General features: G+C 62.9%; 13 protein-coding genes and 1 tRNA gene. 11 read left to right on the top strand and 3 right to left on the bottom strand.

Annotated elements, in window-relative coordinates; genetic code table 11:
• Positions 1–44: 44 nt before the first annotated feature.
• Complete coding sequence (locus PAQ31011_RS19945) at positions 45–728, bottom strand: Smr/MutS family protein (RefSeq protein WP_150577457.1); 684 nt, start codon at positions 726–728, stop codon at positions 45–47.
• A 213-nt stretch (positions 729–941) separates the two neighbouring features.
• On the bottom strand, positions 942–1,898 hold the full coding sequence (trxB, locus tag PAQ31011_RS19940) for a thioredoxin-disulfide reductase (protein ID WP_069342590.1): 957 nt from the start codon (positions 1,896–1,898) through the stop codon (positions 942–944).
• A 459-nt stretch (positions 1,899–2,357) separates the two neighbouring features.
• Between trxB and PAQ31011_RS19935 the strand changes: the two genes are divergently transcribed.
• From PAQ31011_RS19935 to PAQ31011_RS19895, 9 genes are all read left to right on the top strand, one after another.
• A complete protein-coding gene (locus PAQ31011_RS19935; protein WP_150577456.1) occupies positions 2,358–4,688 on the top strand; it encodes a DNA translocase FtsK in 2,331 nt (776 codons plus the stop codon).
• A 5-nt stretch (positions 4,689–4,693) separates the two neighbouring features.
• Positions 4,694–5,344, top strand: a complete 651-nt coding sequence (lolA, locus tag PAQ31011_RS19930; protein WP_150577455.1) for an outer membrane lipoprotein chaperone LolA — start codon at positions 4,694–4,696, stop codon at positions 5,342–5,344.
• A 164-nt stretch (positions 5,345–5,508) separates the two neighbouring features.
• A complete protein-coding gene (locus PAQ31011_RS19925; RefSeq protein ID WP_150577454.1) occupies positions 5,509–6,948 on the top strand; it encodes a replication-associated recombination protein A in 1,440 nt (479 codons plus the stop codon).
• A gap of 225 nt (positions 6,949–7,173) precedes the next feature.
• The gene (gene serS / locus PAQ31011_RS19920; protein WP_150577453.1) at positions 7,174–8,478 is read left to right on the top strand and encodes a serine--tRNA ligase; all 1,305 of its coding nucleotides are present in this window, start codon (positions 7,174–7,176) and stop codon (positions 8,476–8,478) included.
• Between the two features lie 103 nt (positions 8,479–8,581).
• A tRNA-Ser gene (locus tag PAQ31011_RS19915) sits at positions 8,582–8,672 on the top strand.
• A gap of 611 nt (positions 8,673–9,283) precedes the next feature.
• The gene (locus PAQ31011_RS19910; protein ID WP_246179681.1) at positions 9,284–10,909 is read left to right on the top strand and encodes a flavin monoamine oxidase family protein; all 1,626 of its coding nucleotides are present in this window, start codon (positions 9,284–9,286) and stop codon (positions 10,907–10,909) included.
• A gap of 62 nt (positions 10,910–10,971) precedes the next feature.
• Complete coding sequence (locus tag PAQ31011_RS19905; RefSeq protein ID WP_150577452.1) at positions 10,972–11,358, top strand: c-type cytochrome; 387 nt, start codon at positions 10,972–10,974, stop codon at positions 11,356–11,358.
• A 149-nt stretch (positions 11,359–11,507) separates the two neighbouring features.
• Positions 11,508–12,002: a RidA family protein gene (locus tag PAQ31011_RS19900; protein ID WP_174990207.1), complete on the top strand. Its 495-nt coding sequence runs from the start codon at positions 11,508–11,510 to the stop codon at positions 12,000–12,002.
• Between the two features lie 451 nt (positions 12,003–12,453).
• Positions 12,454–13,524 (top strand): porin, encoded by a 1,071-nt coding sequence (locus tag PAQ31011_RS19895; protein ID WP_150577451.1) that lies wholly within the window; start codon positions 12,454–12,456, stop codon positions 13,522–13,524.
• A 171-nt stretch (positions 13,525–13,695) separates the two neighbouring features.
• On the opposite strand, the gene PAQ31011_RS19890 is transcribed toward PAQ31011_RS19895, so the two are convergent.
• Entirely contained in the window at positions 13,696–15,105 is a 1,410-nt protein-coding gene (locus tag PAQ31011_RS19890; RefSeq protein WP_150577450.1) for an MFS transporter, read from the bottom strand.
• Between the two features lie 228 nt (positions 15,106–15,333).
• On the opposite strand from PAQ31011_RS19890, the gene PAQ31011_RS19885 reads away from it, so the two are divergent.
• Positions 15,334–16,359, top strand: coding sequence for a DODA-type extradiol aromatic ring-opening family dioxygenase (locus PAQ31011_RS19885; RefSeq protein WP_174990206.1), 1,026 nt, complete (start codon positions 15,334–15,336; stop codon positions 16,357–16,359).
• Between the two features lie 58 nt (positions 16,360–16,417).
• Positions 16,418–17,098 carry an RraA family protein gene (locus tag PAQ31011_RS19880; RefSeq protein WP_150577448.1) on the top strand — a complete coding sequence of 227 codons (681 nt, stop codon included), beginning with the start codon at positions 16,418–16,420 and terminating at the stop codon, positions 17,096–17,098.
• Positions 17,099–17,149: the final 51 nt, after the last annotated feature.

Raw genomic sequence — 17,149 nt, 5'->3', positions numbered from 1 at the left:
GCTGACGGAGATCGGTCTCTGGCACAGGTGCGCCAGTGCGCGCGTTAGTCTCCCGCGCGCGTCCCCCGGCCCTGCGAAGCCTGGAGCAATACTACCAGCGCACCGCCCCCGCCGTCGCGTCCTTGCGCTTGTGCCCACGCCAGCACTTCGTTCTTCTGGGCGAGCCAGCCGCGCACCTTGTCCTTGAGGACCGGTTCACGGTTCACCGAGCCGAGGCCCTTGCCGTGAATCACGCGAATGCAGCGCAGACCGCGCTTGACGGCGTCATGCAGGAAGGCGGAGAGCGCTTCGCGCGCTTCGTCGCGACGCATGCCGTGCAGGTCGATCTGCGCCTGCACCACCCAGTCGCCGCGTTGCAGCTTCAGCACGGCATCGTGGCTGATGCCGGGACGGCGGTACGACAGGCGGTCGTCCGTATCGAGCAACGCTTCGGGGTCGAATTCGTCGGACAGGGATTCGTGAAGGACTGCGGCTTCGTCTTCCTCGGTCTGACGCGCCACCGGCTCGGGCGGAAAGCGCGGGTGCTCGACGCGATTGGTCGAGCCCTTGCTGGCGAGCGGGGCGATGTCGCCGATGCTGTCGCGGAACACATTCGCGTCGCGTTTGGCCTGCGCGGCACGCTTTGCGGCGGCAATGCGCTCGGCTTCGCGCGCGGCGCTCTCGGTCGCGAGTGCGTCACGGAAGTTGGAGAGGTCGCTGAGGCTGAGTTTCGGTGGTTTCTTGCTCATGATCGTGCGAACAAGGACGTTCAAAGGGAGGGCAAACGGTGCATGGCGTCTACGCGGTTGCGAAGGCGCGTGTCCGAATCATAACGGTTCGTGACGGTTCATGACGATACAGAGCGACCGCACAAGCGAAGACGGCGCCCCGGCTGCATGAAACATCACGCAACCGGGGCGCCGCCGTCCGGCGTTAGAACGCGTAAAAACGCGCGAAAGCGATTACTGGTCGAGGTTTTCGAGGTAACGCTGGGCGTCGAGCGCGGCCATGCAACCCGTGCCGGCGCTGGTGATGGCCTGACGGTAGATATGGTCCTGCACGTCGCCGGCGGCAAACACGCCCGGCACGCTGGTGGCCGTGGCGTTGCCGTTCAGGCCGCTGTGCGTGACGATGTAGCCGTTCTTCATTTCGAGCTGGCCGTCGAAGATATCCGTGTTCGGCTTGTGGCCGATGGCGATGAACACGCCGTGCAGCGAGATGTCTTCGTGCGCGCCCGTCTTGGTGTTCTTGATACGAACGCCGGTCACGCCGCTGTCGTCGCCCGTCACTTCGTCGAGCACGCTGTCGTACTTCAGTTCGACCACGCCTTGCTTGGCCTTTTCCAGCAGACGGTCGATCAGGATCGGCTCGGCGCGGAATTTGTCGCGGCGGTGGATCACGGTGACCTTGCTGGCGATGTTCGAGAGGTACAGCGCTTCTTCGACAGCCGTGTTGCCGCCGCCGACCACGCAGACTTCCTTGCCGCGATAGAAGAAGCCGTCGCACGTGGCGCAGGCCGAAACGCCGCGGCCCGAGAAGGCTTCTTCGGACGGCAGGCCGAGGTACTGTGCCGAGGCACCGGTGGCGATGATCAGGGCGTCGGCCGTGTATTCACCGGAGTCGCCGATCAGACGCAGCGGGCGCTCGTTCAGATGCACCGTATGAATGTGATCGAAAATCATCTCGGTGTTGAAGTGCTCGGCGTGCGCCTGCATGCGAGCCATCAGTTCCGGGCCTTGCACGCCGGTCGGGTCGCCGGGCCAGTTCTCGACGTCCGTGGTGGTCATCAACTGACCGCCCTGGGCGATGCCGGTGATCAGCACCGGGTTGAGGTTGGCGCGCGCGGCGTACACGGCGGCGCTATAGCCGGCGGGGCCGGAACCGAGAATCAGGACTTTGGCGTGCTTGGCAGCAGACATGGAACTCACCGGAAAGGGGTTGGGTGCTGGCGTCGGACTCCTGAGCGCGCACCGCCTGGCGCGCGACCGGGGGTCCGGCGCAAACCGACATTATAAAGGGCCGACGATGTTTCGTTGATGGAGCCTCACAATCGAGGCGATAGCCTCCGGTCGGTCTTTGGGGGCCGGGCGACGGTGCCGGGTGTCGTCCGACGGCATCGCCCCGGGACGTCTCTCAAATTTGGGGGCAGATACCTCGGATGCAAGTGTGCCGGGCGTGGGCGAGGGGGCGGTGGCTTGTTCGCTGGCTTCGCTTTGCCACCGGGCGTCCCGGCATCTGGCAAATCCCTCGGGAGTGGCGCGGTTACGGCTTGTCACGCTTTCCTGATGGGCTCATGCGTTAATCGATGTAATAGTTGTTTACAATGGAGCATTGCTGCGCGGCAGGCCGCCCGTCTGCCCGCCCAACCGCATGGCTTGATGACGACGAAATCTTCCTACTCTGCTGGTGCCGGATCGTCGTTGCCCAATCGGGTGACGCACCTCTTCCATGAAATCCGCTGGATGGCGCAGGTCGCGCTGATGGTGTTCCTGTTGATGGCGTTGTTCTCCTACAGCCGTCTGGACCCCAGCTGGACGCATGCGGCGCATGTGGAGCGTATCGCCAACTGGGCGGGACGCGTCGGCGCGTGGGTCGCCGACATGCTGCTGCTCATGCTCGGTCTGTCCGCCTACTGGCTGGTGGTGTTCATCGCCCGCCGCGTGATCTCCGGCTATCGCCGGATCTCCGCCAAACGCGAAGCGCCCCCGCTGCGCGAACGCCTCGCGAGTGGCGGCTGGGTCGAGATCGTTTCCTCCCTGATGGTGCTGCTTTCCAGCGCCGGTATCGAATCCCTGCGTCTGTACCGTCTCAAGGCTCAGTTGCCGCGCGCATCGGGCGGCGTCATCGGCGAGACCGTCGGCGGCTTTTTCCAGCACGCGCTAGGCTTCACCGGCGGCACGCTGGCCTTGCTGCTGATCTTCGCGTTCGGCCTGTCGCTGCTATTCCATTTCTCCTGGTTGTCCGCCGCCGAAAAGGTCGGTGCGCTGATTCTCGATACCGGTACGGTGATTCGCCGTCGCCGCGAGGCGCGTCAGGACCGTCGTCTGGGCGAGGAAGCGGCGATCGCGCGTGAAGGCGCAGTGGTCCAGAATCGCGTGCGGGCGGAAGTCCACGAGCCGGTGCAGATCGTGCCGCCGGTCAAGGTCGTGCCCAAGAGCGAGCGGGTCGAGAAGGAAAAGCAGGCGCCGTTGTTCGCCGACCTGCCGGATTCGATCCTGCCGCCGCTGGCGCTGCTTGATCCGGCCCCGGTCGCACAGGAAACCGTGTCGGGCGAGACGCTGGAATTCACGTCGCGTCTGATTGAGAAGAAGCTCAAGGATTTCGGCGTGGAAGTGAGCGTCGTGGCCGCTTATCCCGGCCCCGTCATCACGCGTTACGAAATCGAGCCGGCCACGGGCGTGAAGGGCAGCCAGATCGTGAATCTGGCGAAGGATCTGGCGCGTTCGCTCTCGCTGGTGTCGATCCGTGTGGTCGAAACGATCCCGGGTAAGAATTTCATGGGGCTGGAGTTGCCGAATCCGCGTCGTCAGACGGTGCGGATGACGGAGATTCTCGGCTCGGAGGTCTACAACAGTTCGTCGTCACTGCTGACGCTTGCACTTGGCAAGGACATCGGTGGCAAGCCGGTCGTGGCCGATCTGGCGAAGATGCCTCACTTGCTGGTGGCCGGTACGACCGGTTCGGGCAAGTCGGTGGGGATCAACGCGATGATTCTGTCGCTGCTGTACAAGGCGACGGCCGAGCAGGTCCGACTCATCCTGATCGATCCGAAGATGCTCGAAATGAGCATGTACGAGGGCATCCAGCATCTGCTGTGCCCGGTGGTGACGGACATGCGTCAGGCCGGCCATGCGCTGAACTGGGTGGTCGCCGAGATGGAGCGCCGCTACAAGCTGATGAGCAAGCTGGGCGTTCGCAATCTCGCGGGCTACAACAACAAGATCGACGACGCTGCCAAGCGTGAGGAACACATTCCGAATCCGTTCTCGCTGACGCCGGAAGAACCCGAGCCGTTGCAGCGTTTGCCGTACATCGTGGTCGTGATCGACGAGCTGGCGGACCTGATGATGGTCGTCGGCAAGAAGGTCGAAGAGTTGATCGCGCGGATTGCGCAGAAGGCGCGCGCGGCGGGCATTCACCTGATTCTGGCAACGCAGCGTCCGTCGGTCGACGTCATTACTGGCCTGATCAAGGCCAACGTGCCGACGCGGGTGGCGTTCCAGGTGTCGTCGAAGATCGATTCGCGCACGATTCTGGACCAACAGGGTGCCGAGACGCTGCTGGGCATGGGCGACATGCTGTACATGCCGCCGGGCACCGGATTGCCGTTGCGCGTGCACGGTGCGTTCGTGGCCGATGACGAAGTGCATCGCGTGGTCGAGCGGCTCAAGGAGCAGGGCGAGGCCAACTACGTCGAAGGTCTTCTCGACGGTGCGGTTGAAGGCGAGGAAGGCGGTATCGACGGCGCTGGCGGCGGAGGTGGTGGAACTGGCGAGGGGGGCGGCGAGTCCGATCCTCTTTACGATCAGGCCGTGGCCGTGGTGCTCAAGCAGCGCCGTGCGTCGATCTCGCTGGTGCAGCGTCACTTGCGCATCGGCTACAACCGGGCGGCGCGCCTGCTCGAACAGATGGAACAGTCCGGCGTCGTGTCGGCGATGGCGAGCAACGGCAACCGGGAAATTCTGGTGCCGAATCGCGAGGGAGAATAAAGAATATGCTGGGATTCAAGCGCGGCTTGCCGCTCATGGTGGGTGCCGTCGGTGTGACGCTGGCGGCGCTGGTCGCGCCGGTTTATGCGAGCGGTACGGCACAACTCAAGGCGTTCGCGGCGCAGGTGAAGTCGGCGCGCGGCGATTTCGAGCAGAAGCAGGTCAAGGGGCAGCAGAACGGCGAGATGAAGGTGACGAACAATGCGTCGGGCACGTTCGAGTTCTCGCGTCCCGGTCAGTTCGTCTGGCATTACACCAAGCCTTACGATCAGTTGTTGCAGGCGGACGGCACGACGCTCTACGTCTACGACAAGGATCTGAATCAGGTGACCGAGCGCAAGCTGGGCGACTCCCTGGGCGCAAGTCCGGCCGCGATCCTGTTCGGCAGCAACGACATCGAGAAGAGTTTCACGCTCAAGGATGCCGGTGTGAAGAACGGCATCGACTGGGTCGAACTTAAGCCGAAGGCGCAGGACACGCAGTTTCAGCGCGTGGGCATCGGTTTTCGCGACGGCAACCTCGCCGCGATGGAACTGTATGACGCGTTCGGCAACGTGACCTTGCTCACGTTCAGCAACATGCAGAAGAACCCGCCGCTGCCGGCAGGCAACTTCAAGTTCACGGTGCCCAAAGGGGCGGACGTGATCAAGGGGTGAGCTTGCGCTGACCTTCGTCCCCTTTGCTCCGGATCGTCTGAGAAGCGGTCTGAGAAGCGGCCTGAGAAGCGCTTTGCGGGCGAGTCAGTCATCGGGCTGGCATAATGGGACATCTGATTATCTGACTGCGGCCGGGGACATCCCCGGCCGCGCTGCTTGAGAACATGCCAAACGACGCCCCTTTGTCGGCTTCGGTCCCTTTGGCCGAGCGCCTTCGCCCCCATACCATCGACGATGTGATTGGCCAGCGTCACTTGCTGGGCAAGGGAAAGCCTTTGCGCGTGGCATTCGAAGCGGGCCGTCCCCATTCGATGATTCTCTGGGGGCCGCCAGGTGTCGGCAAGACGACGCTCGCGCGCCTGATGGCCGACGCCTTCAAGGCCTACTTCATTGCGCTGTCGGCCGTGCTCTCCGGTGTGAAGGACATTCGCGATGCTGTCGAGGCCGCGCAGATTCAGCGCGGGCAGGGCAAGCAGACGGTCGTGTTCGTCGATGAGGTGCATCGCTTCAACAAGGCACAGCAGGATGCTTTCCTGCCGCACGTCGAGTCCGGTCTGTTCATCTTTGTCGGTGCGACGACGGAAAACCCGTCGTTCGAAGTCAACGGCGCATTGCTCTCGCGTGCGGCGGTGTACGTGCTCAAGAGCCTGAACGACGAAGAACTCGGCGAGATGGTCACGCGCGCTGCGCATGAGCTGGGCGATATCGGATTCACCGACGAAGCGCGTCAGGGGCTGATCGATTCGGCGGATGGCGACGGCCGCAAGCTGCTGAACAACGTCGAAATCGTGGCGCAGGCCGCGACGTCGCAAGACATGGAGACGATCGACGAGGCGCTGCTGGCCAGTGTGCTCGCCGAGAATCTGCGTCGCTTCGACAAGGGCGGCGACGCGTTCTACGATCAGATCAGCGCGCTGCACAAGTCGGTGCGCGGCAGCTCGCCGGACGGCGCGCTGTACTGGTTCTGCCGCATGCTCGACGGCGGTGCCGATCCGCGTTATCTGGCACGCCGGATCGTGCGCATGGCGTGGGAAGACATCGGGCTGGCCGACCCGCGTGCGGCCCGCATTGCGCTGGATGCGGCGGAGACGTACGAACGTCTCGGCACACCTGAAGGTGAACTGGCGTTGGCGCAGGCGATTCTGTATCTCGCGTCGGCCCCGAAGTCGAATGCGGGCTACAACGCGTATAACCAGGCACGGGCGTTCGTCGGCAAGGACAAGTCGCGCGCGGTGCCCATTCATTTGCGCAACGCACCGACCAAGCTGATGAAGGAACTCGGCTACGGTCACGAGTATCGCTACGCGCACGACGAGCCGGATGCCTATGCCGCCGGTGAGACGTATTTCCCTGACGATCTGCGTGCGCAGAACTGGTACCGTCCGGTGCCGCGCGGTCTGGAAGGCAAGATCGGGGAAAAGCTGAACTGGCTGAAGTCGCTCGATACCGAATGGCGTCGCGCGAATGCCAAAGGACGCAAGGCCGATGCCCCGGCGAAGACGCCGACGGCTGGGAAGCCGTCTTCTTCGTCTTCTTCGTCCGCTTCATCCTCATCTTCCGAGACGTCGCCGCCTGCCGAATCCGGGGACGACGAGTCCGCGTGATTCCGCGTGCTGCCGGGCGGGACGAGCAGCCGTAGCGCGATGCTGTCGTGGGCTGCCATCAGGTTCGGCACCTGCCGACGCGTCAAATCCCGTCACAGTGCTGCGCGTTTGGTAAAATCCCGCCATTAGTGCCGTCGTCGGCGAGAAAGCACTGGCAACGCTGCCCTCGGCCAATACCCAATTCATGGTCCACCCACGTGGGCCGCTCACAATAGATTTCCCACCATGCTCGACATTCAACTTCTTCGCAAGGATCTCGACGGCGTTGCTGCGCGACTCAAGGCGCGCGGCTACACGCTGGACGTGGCGGCATTTGCTGCGCTCGAGGCGGAGCGCAAGCAGATTCAGACGCAAACCGAGGAGCTTCAGGCGCGTCGCAATGCGTTGTCGAAGCAGGTCGGCATGAAGAAGGGCAAGGGCGAGGACGCCTCGGCCGAGATCGCCGAAGTCGGCGGCATCGCGGACACGCTCAAGGCGTCGTCGGTGCGTCTGGAAGAAATTCAGACGCGTCTGTCGGATTTGCTGCTGGGCGTGCCGAACCTGCCGCACGAAAGCGTGCCGGTTGGACACGACGAGACGCAGAACGTGGAAGTGCGTCGCTGGGGCACGCCGCGTGAGTTCGAGTTCACGCCGCGCGATCACGTTGATCTCGGCGCTGCGCTGGGTCTGGATTTCGACGCAGCGGCCAAGCTTGCCGGGGCCCGTTTTTCGGTGATGAAGGGCGGCATTGCGCGTCTGCATCGTGCGCTCGCGCAGTTCATGCTCGACACGCACACGAGCGAGCACGGCTATACGGAAACGTACGTGCCGTACATCGTGAATGCCGCGTCGATGCGTGGCACGGGCCAGTTGCCGAAGTTTGAAGACGACCTGTTCAAGGTGCCGCGCAAGGTCGGTGGTGAAGAGGGCGAGCGCATCGAGAACTTCTATCTGATTCCGACGGCGGAAGTGTCGCTGACGAATCTGGTGCGTGACGAGCTGCTGCCGAACGACGCGTTGCCGATGCGCATGGTGGCGCATACGCCGTGCTTCCGTTCGGAGGCGGGTAGCTATGGCAAGGACACGCGCGGCATGATTCGTCAGCATCAGTTCGACAAGGTCGAGTTGGTGCATGTGGTGCGTCCGGAAGAGTCGTACGACGCACTCGAGACGCTGGTGGGTCATGCGGAAACGATTCTGCAAAAGCTTGGCCTGCCGTACCGCACGCTGGTGCTGTGCACGGGCGACATGGGTTTTGGCAGCGCGAAGACGTACGACATGGAAGTGTGGATTCCGGCGCAGAACACGTATCGTGAAATTTCGTCGTGCTCGAACATGGAGAGCTTCCAGGCACGCCGGATGCAGGCACGTTTCCGAAATGCGCAGAACAAGCCGGAGCTGGTACACACGCTGAACGGTTCGGGTCTTGCCGTGGGCCGCGCGCTGGTGGCGGTGCTCGAGAACTATCAGAACGCCGATGGTTCGGTGACGGTGCCCGACGTGCTGCGTCCGTACATGGGCGGCATTGAGCGCCTTGAGCCCGCAGCATAAAAAACTTCGAAAAAAGGGGTTGCCGGAAAAATAAATTCGGCTATAATCTCTTTCTCGCTGCTTGAGGCCACTCAGGCAGCGAACCAAAGCAGAAAGAACGCTTGGAGAGGTGGCAGAGTGGTCGAATGCGCCGGACTCGAAATCCGGTGTACGGTTATACCGTACCGTGGGTTCGAATCCCACCCTCTCCGCCAAGCATCTTGCTTTGAACGAATCAGCCCGCTAACTAGCGGGCTTTTTTGTTTTGTGCGTCAGCGACCATGCTGAAAAGCGCCGCGCATGTCGCGGTGCTCCCACCTGCGTGTACCTCTCGCCGCTCCGAAACGTCGTCGCATACGCACGCTAAGTAGTAACGCTAATATTCGAAGCCATAACACGCATATAGTATGGTCGTTATGGTGGCGGGCAAACCTATCAGTACAGGCGAGCAAGCATACCCGATTCCCCTGAGCAGGATTTGGCTCCGCAGTGCAGTACCGGCGCGCGACGCATACGACCGGACGCACATCCCCCCGGAGCACGTTGTCGGTCCGCTCGGAGGGTGACGTTTCACGAGAAGACAAGAACCCGGCATCACGACGGCGCAAGACTGTCGCATTGCCCCGGAATTCGCGCTTAAGGAGACATCATGCGGTCCTCTGGCCACTCGCCCTGAGCCTTCTCACATTCCCCCGTATTCGTTCGCTGAAGCGCTACATGCGCTCAAGGGTTGCGCTCGTCCGCAAGGTCGGGTCACACCTTTGCACATTGCGCGCACGGCGTTGGCATTCGCGACACGTTTCATCATTCAAGAGTGAGGAGAGTCATGTCAGACGTGCAACACACCACGGGCAAGTCATTGGGTTCTTTGGGTTCTGCGGGCGTCGGGAGCGGGCTGCGCCGCCGCGACTTCCTGATGCGTACGCTCGCGATCGGCGGTAGCGGCCTCATGCTGGCGACGATGAAGGCCTGGGGCGTGGATCTCGCCTCGGTGCGTACTTCGCCGCCGCGCCTGTCGGGCAGCGGCCGCGGCAAGCGTGTGGTCATTCTCGGCGCGGGGCTGGCCGGTATGACGGCAGCTTACGAGCTGTCGAAATTCGGATACGCGTGCGAAATCATCGAGGCACGCGGTTTCGCGGGCGGCCGTTGCCAGACTGCGCGTCGCGGTTTCGAGCTGACGGAGCTGGGTGGCGAGCGTCAGGTCTGCAACTTCGACGAAGGCCAGTACATCAACCACGGCCCCTGGCGCATTCCGTTCTGCCAGCAGTCCACGCTGCATTACACGCGCGAATTCGGCGTGCCGCTCGAACTCTTCAACAACGATAACGATGCGGCCTACGTCTACAAGGAAAACATCGACGGTCCGCTCGCCGGCAAGCGCCTGCGTCAGTTCGAGATCAAGGCCGACATGCGCGGCTACACCGACGAACTGTTCGCCAAGACGCTGCGCGCGGGCAAGCTCAACGACCAACTGAGCGAAGGCGACAGAGCACTGTTGCTCGACTACCTCGTGCATGAGGGCTACCTGAACAAAAAAGACCTCGACTACAAGGGCACGACGGCGCGCGGCTACAAGACCTATCCCGGCGTGCAGTCGGGCGTGCAGACCGACCCGCTGCAATTCGGCGATCTGCTCAAGTCGAAGCTCGGCAACATCTATCGCTCGACGAACGACATCGAACAGCAGAAGACGATGTTGCAAGCCGTGGGCGGCATGGATCACGTGGCGAAGGCCTTCGAGCGTCGCACCAAGAAGATGATCCGCTACAACACCGAAGTCGTGAGCCTGCGTAACACCGACAGTGGTGTAGTGCTGCAATGCAAGGACACGCGCACCGGCGCCGGGCGCACGGTCAAGGGTGACTTCTGCCTGTGCACGATCCCGCTGTCGGTGCTCAAGCAGATCGACACCGACTTTTCCGACGATTTCAAGGATGCGATGCAGGTCGCCTACGAGCCGGTCGGCAAGCTCGGTGTGCAGATGAAGCGCCGCTTCTGGGAAGAGGATCACTTCATCTATGGCGGTCACATTCAGACCGACATCAAAGGTGCCACGCTGATCTCGCTGCCGTCGACCAACTGGCAAGGGCAGAAGGGCACGCTGCTGTCCTATTACAACTTCGGCGCGATGGCCGCACAGGTGAGCGCGATGTCGCTCAAGGAACGCACCGACTTTGGCCTCGCTGCCGGCGAGAAGGTGTTCCCGGGGCAGTATCGCGATTCGGCCGAGTCGTCGTTCTCGGTGGCGTGGCACCGCGTGAAGTACAACCTCGGCGGTTGGGCCGACTGGAGCGAAGCGGGCCGCCGAACGGCGTATCCGCGTCTGCTCAAGGGCGAGGGCCGCACGTTGCTCGCCGGTGAGCACATGAGCCATCTCAACGGCTGGCAGGCCGGGGCGATCGAATCGGCCTGGCATCAGATCGAACAGCTCCATGCGCGCCTGAGCGCGTGAGCTTCAAGAACTTCAGCATCATCGTCAGTGGCAAGTCAGTAGAACGGTAGAGGAGTGAAGCAATGAAAAAGTTGTGGTCGATCGCGTTGCTCGGTCTCGCGGCCGGTGTCTCGCACGCGCAGACGCCTTCGGGCAAAACCATCTTTGGCAATAACTGCGCAGCGTGTCACCAGGCAGGTGGGCAGGGCATTCCCGGCGCATTTCCCGCGCTCAAGGGCGACAAGTTCGTGCTGGGGGACGCCACCAAGGTCGTTGAAACGGTGATCGGCGGGCGGGGCGGCATGCCGACGTTCAATTCGTCGCTCAACGACAAGCAGATCGCGGATGTCGTGACCTTCATTCGTGCTGAATGGGGTAACAACGCCGCGCCGGTGACGACCGAGCAGGTCGCGTCGATTCGCAAGACGATCGCGGCGAAGGAAAACGAGGGCGGCACCAAGGGCAACTGAGCGCGACGGGCGCGTCGCTGCGGATCGATGCCGCGCGTCGCGTCCGGTCAGGGTGGCCTGTGCAGGCAGGAACGACAGTCACGCGTCGGCAAGACCGGCGCGCGTGGACACGCGCGCGCCTCGAATTCAACAACCTTCAGGAAAACGAGATGACGAAGTCAACGAAAGGATGGTGGAAACTCGCGGCCCTCGGGGCGGCCATGTGCCTCGCGCATGCTGCCGGGGCGCAGGAAGTGGTGCGCCATCTGCCGAAGCAACCGGGCCCGCTCGCCCTTGCCGTCGAAGTGCCGGCCAGTGCCACGACCGTCTATCTGAGCGGGCAGGTGCCGGAGAAACTCGAAGGCGGGGGTTACGGCAATACCGAGCAGCAGACGGTGAGCGTACTTAAGCGCATTCAGGCACTGCTCGCTACGATGAATCTCACCATGAAGGACGTGGTGAAGATGCAGGTGTTTCTCGTGGGCGATCCCGCGAAGAACAACGTGATGGACTTCGGTGGCTTCATGAATGGCTATTACCAGTTCTTCGACAAGAACGGTCCGAACCTGCCCGCACGCTCGGTGCTGCAGGCGGCGCGTCTGGTCGACCCGGGCTGGATGGTGGAAATCGAAGTGATTGCCGTCAAACCGGCGGGCGCCAAGTAAGCATCCGCGTCTATCAGGCAGGAAAGGTGAGAGAGGGTGCGTATTGCACTTCTCACTTCGCGAGAGTTCGGGAAAATGCGGCGCTCCGTCCAGGGAGCGCCGCGCCTCCGGACAACTTCAACGGCGTGCGAGACGCTTTGCCATTCGGGAGGGGACTACGACGAAAATCATACATCAAAATAATTAGGTATACAAATTTATAGTCGCGACACGGGAGACCGTCGGTGCGCTGTCGCACCGCGTGGTTTGGAGAGCGTCATCGTCCGTCAGTGACTTCGCCAATGCTTGGAGGCAGGGCGAGGAAGAGGTGTGTCCGCAAATGCACGTAAATTTATTAGGTGTACGAAATATACAATCGATATTTGCGGAATGATCGGAGATGACGTGCGTCGCGGCGGTGCTATCATGGCCGGCCGCTGCAGGGCGGTTGGCGCATTGGGGAAGGCATTAAATGAAGACATGGGCATTTCCTCTGGCCGCCGGGGCGCTGATCGCCTCGCCGGCGTTCGCGCAATCGAGCGTGACGATGTTTGGCGTGGCGGATGCGAGCCTTCGCTATCTGTCCGGCGCCACCAGTGACAACAAGAGTTCCTTCGCGCTCACCGACGGTGCCATTTCGCAAAGCCGTTGGGGCATCTACGGCAAGGAAGATCTGGGGCAGGGCATGAAGGCCGTCTTCATGCTCGAAGGTGGCTATCACCTGAACAACGGCACGTCTCAACGTAGCGGCAAGATCTTCAATCGCAAGGCCTACGTCGGTCTCGACGGCGATTACGGCAAGCTCACCATCGGCACGCAGGACAACCCCACGTGGGAGCTGCTGATCGAAGGCTGGGATCCGCTCACCGTCGGTAACTACGACCAGAACGAGTGGATGCCGGTCGTGTTCGGCACCAACGGCCCGAACGGTGCCAATAACGCCGTGAAGTACATGAAGCGGTATCAGGACATTCAGGTCGGCCTCGAGTACATCGTTGGCGGCGTGGCAGGCAGCACGGCGCGCAACTCGGGGTATGTGCTGTCGGTGGCCTACGTGGGCAAGCCGTTCGGTGTGATGGCCAACGTGCTGCAGAACCGCGACATCAACGCCAATACCCAGATGATCTACAACCTGGGCGTCAAATACGAGTGGGGCCCGGTGACGGCAACGCTCGGCTACTACAACAGCAACGACAAGACCGGTTTCGTCGACGGCTTCCTCTCGGGACGCGGTGTGACGGGCGGCGCGAATCCGCGTAAGGACAATGCGTTCTACGGCGGTGTCGCGTACCAGGTGTCGAAACCGCTGACGCTTACCGCTGCCGTGTACTACGACCGTGCGAGCAATGTGAACGGCGTGTCGGGCGATGCCGGCGATGGATCGCGCGAGACGTATGTGTTGCTCGCTGAGTACGGCTTCTCGCGCCGCACCACGCTTTACGGCACGGTCGACTACAGCGTCGGTCATGGCGCGCAACGCGCCGAGTTTCCGAACGGCCGCGATCAGACCGGCGTCGGTATCGGTCTGCGCCACCGGTTCTGACACTCTCCCCTGAAGGCTTCATGCGTCGTACTTTGACCACCGCGAACGTTGCGGTGGTTTTTTTATGAGCGCTTGGCAGACACTCAGCAGACACCTGCGCAAAAACAAACGCGCCGCGAGCCCGAAGGCCGACGGCGCGTGACGAAGCGCGTGATGAATTGGGTGAGACGCCTACTCGAAGTTGCGGCGTCGCACCTGGGCGGCGACTAGCCCGTACATGACCGCAGCAATGGCAGTGCAGACACAGAACGTCGTCACGATGGCGTATCCCATCGCCATCGGGCCGCTATAGAACACATGGGCGATCGTGGCCGCTACCGTCGGCCCAAGCGCCAGACCGAGCAGGTTTTGTACGAGGAAGAACAGAGACGAAAGCTTGCCCATCATGCGCCCCGGCGTGATCTGCGCCATCGTTGCGCCGGCGGACGACGGAATCGGACTCGCGAAAAACGTGTGGCAGACATACAGCACGATGGCCAGCGCGTGATTGTCCGTGAACGCGAGCAATAGCGTCGCCAGACAGGACACGAAGGTCGACACCATTGCCACTTCCAGCGGAGCCGCACGGCGTCCGCGACGCGAGAGCCGGTCCATGACCGCACCGAGAATCACAAGACCGGCGGGCACCGACGCCATCATCAATGGCCCGAGCATGCGGCCGATGCTCGGCAACGGCAGATCCCAGGCGCGTGAGATGACGGTCGGCAGCCACGCGTTGAAGCCGGAGATCGCCATCGCGTAGAGGGTCGCAGCAATCCACAGCGGCACGTAGAGCCTCCATTCGCTGCGGATGAAGCGCAGTGCGTCGCGATAGCCGGGCGCGTCGGCACTCACTTGTTTGGCCGCACGCTTCGGTTCACGCAGCGTCAGCATCAGCAAGGCGAGCGGAATGCCGACGAGCCCCGGCACCACGATCACGAACTGCCAGGGCTTGAGCGCGCCGAGAATCGGCCAGTGCGCCACGTCGCCGCTCTGCGACAGACTGAGCAATGTGCCCCCGACGAACAGCGAGAAACCCACGCCGAGCATGGGGCCCATGTGATAGATGCCGAACGCGCGTCCGCGCCGGTCGGGGGGGAAGGTATCGCGAATCATCGAGTACGCGGCCGGTTGCAGCGCACCTTCGCCGATCCCGATGCCGGTTCGTCCGAGAAACAGCTGGATGTAGTTGGTGGCGAAGCCGCAGAGCACCGTCATCGACGACCAGACGAACACGGCCCAGCCGATGATGCCGCGTCGGCTGAAGCGGTCGGCCAGGTAGCCCGCCGGAATGCTGAAGGTGCTGTAGAGCACCACGAACGAGAGACCGAGCAGCAGGCTCATCTGGAAGTCGCTGACGCCCAACTCCTTCTTGAGCGGTACGACCACGAGCGAGAGCGACGAGCGGTCGATGAACGACAGCACGAAGATCGCTGTGAGCACGATCAACATGTACCAGTCGCGAATGCCGACGCGGCGCGTCTCGTTGGCGGCTGCGGGGGTGCCCGAGGCGGAAGTCTCCGGCGAAGCGGTCGGGCTGTCCGATGCGGGGTCGTGAGGGGGCGCGTTCGCCGGTCGGGCGTCCATCGCGTGTTGGGTCATGCCTGCCTCCAGTATCGTTATCGTAAGAGTGTTACGCGCGACATGCGGCTCGTGAATGGGTGCCTGCCCGCAGAACAGCGCGACATAACACGCATACTATATGTCCGTTATGATGAGTGTCAAACACGACGAAAAAAATGCGGCGAGTCGTTGACAACCGAAATGCATCGCGCCTATTCTTCGTCAAAACACGCATACAGTAATACTGAATATTTGGAGGAGACACTGATGGCGCGAATTGTTTTCGCGATGGGTTGTTCGCACGGGCCGATGCTCGCGACGCCGCCCCAGATGTGGCATTTGCGCGCAGGCGCAGATCGCAAGAATCCGCAGCATTGGTTCCGTGGCGAGACCATGGCTTTCGACGCGTTGCTGGCGGCACGTGCCGACGAGTTGCCGCGTTTCGCCGAGGCCATTGCGCCCGAGGCCATGCAGCAACGCTTCGATGCTTGCCAGCGTGCGCTCGACACGTTGGCCGAGCGCTTCAACGCGGCGCGCGCCGATGTGGTGATCCTGCTCGGCAACGATCAGCGCGAAGTCTTCAAGGAAGATCTCACGCCGTCGATCACCGTCTATGCGGGAGAGCGTATCGAGAACATTCCGCTCACCGAAGCACAGGTCGCACGTCTTCCGCCCGGCGTCGCCATCGCGGAGGAAGGGCATTGCCCGCCCGACGGTGCGACGTATCCCGGCGCGCCCGACGTGGCCGACGCGCTCGTCAGGTCTCTGTGCGATCGGCATTTCGATGTGGCGAGATCGGTCCGTCTGCCCGGTGGCGAAGACCGTCAGCACGGCATTCCGCACGCGTTCGGCTTTCTGTACCGCCGGATCATGCGCGACGTGCCGCCGCCGAGCGTTCCCATCTTCCTCAACGTCGGCGTGGCACCCAACCAGCCGCGCGCGGCGAGATGCCTGGCGTTCGGGCATGCCTTGCGCGCGGCGATCGAGCAGCTGCCGGGCGACTTGCGCGTGGCAGTGCTGGCCTCTGGCGGCATGACGCATTTCGTCATCGACGAGGCACTCGACCGACGTGTGCTGAATGCCTTCACTGAGCACGACGAGGCGGTACTGGCCGACATTCCGGAGCCGTATTTCAACGGGAACACCGCGGAGATCAAGAGTTGGTATCCGCTCGCTGCCGCGATGCACGACATCGACTGGCGCATGACGCTCGTGGACTACGTGCCGTGCTATCGCACCGAAGCGGGCACGGGCAACGCCATGGCATTCGCCTACTGGGCACCCGCCGAATAGCGCTTACTCGGTGCCTCGCGCATTGCCGCATCACACATCACTCTGCAAGGGACTTGCCATGAACGCTTCTGCCGACGCCGTCTCCCGACTGCGAAAACTCGATGCCTGCGCCGTATCGGATGCCCTCGACAAACTCGGTCTGCCCAGTACGGTCTGCCATCTGCCGCAACGCTCGGGCACACGCCGCATTGCCGGGCGTGCGGTGACGGTGAAGCTGGTGGCGGCTGCCGATGCGCCGCCGACGACCGGCGCACCGCGTCACTTGGGCACGACGGCAGTCATGCACGCGGGCACGGACGACATCATCGTCGTGGAGCAACGCACCGGACTCGACGCGGGGAGTTGGGGCGGCATTCTCTCGCTGGCAGCCGTGCAGCGCGGCGTGGCCGGTGTGGTCGCCGACGGTCCGGTGCGTGACATCGACGAGGCGCGCGACTACGACCTGCCGGTGTTCTGTCGGGAATTGACGGCACGCACGGCGCGCGCTCGCGTGGCCGAGGCGGGGACCAACGTGCCAATTTGCGTGGATGGCGTGGATGTCCGTCCGGGCGACTACGTGATCGCCGACAACAGCGCGGTGGTCTTCGTGACGGCGAGCGAGATCGAGCGCGTGCTGGCAGCCGCCGAGCAGATCGCCGCACGCGAGGCCGCGATGGCGAAGGCGCTTCTCGCCGGGCAGCCCGTGACCGACGTCATGGGGGCGAACTACGAGCACATGCTGCGCGACGGCGCGGCATAACGGGCATAAGGGACATAAGCCACACAGGTGGTACTGGCGGTGATGAGCGAT

Source organism: Pandoraea aquatica, from assembly GCF_902459565.1.
Lineage (GTDB): Bacteria > Pseudomonadota > Gammaproteobacteria > Burkholderiales > Burkholderiaceae > Pandoraea > Pandoraea aquatica.
Note: the sequence above shows the minus strand (reverse complement) of the source record. Positions and strands in the feature narration are given on the sequence as shown.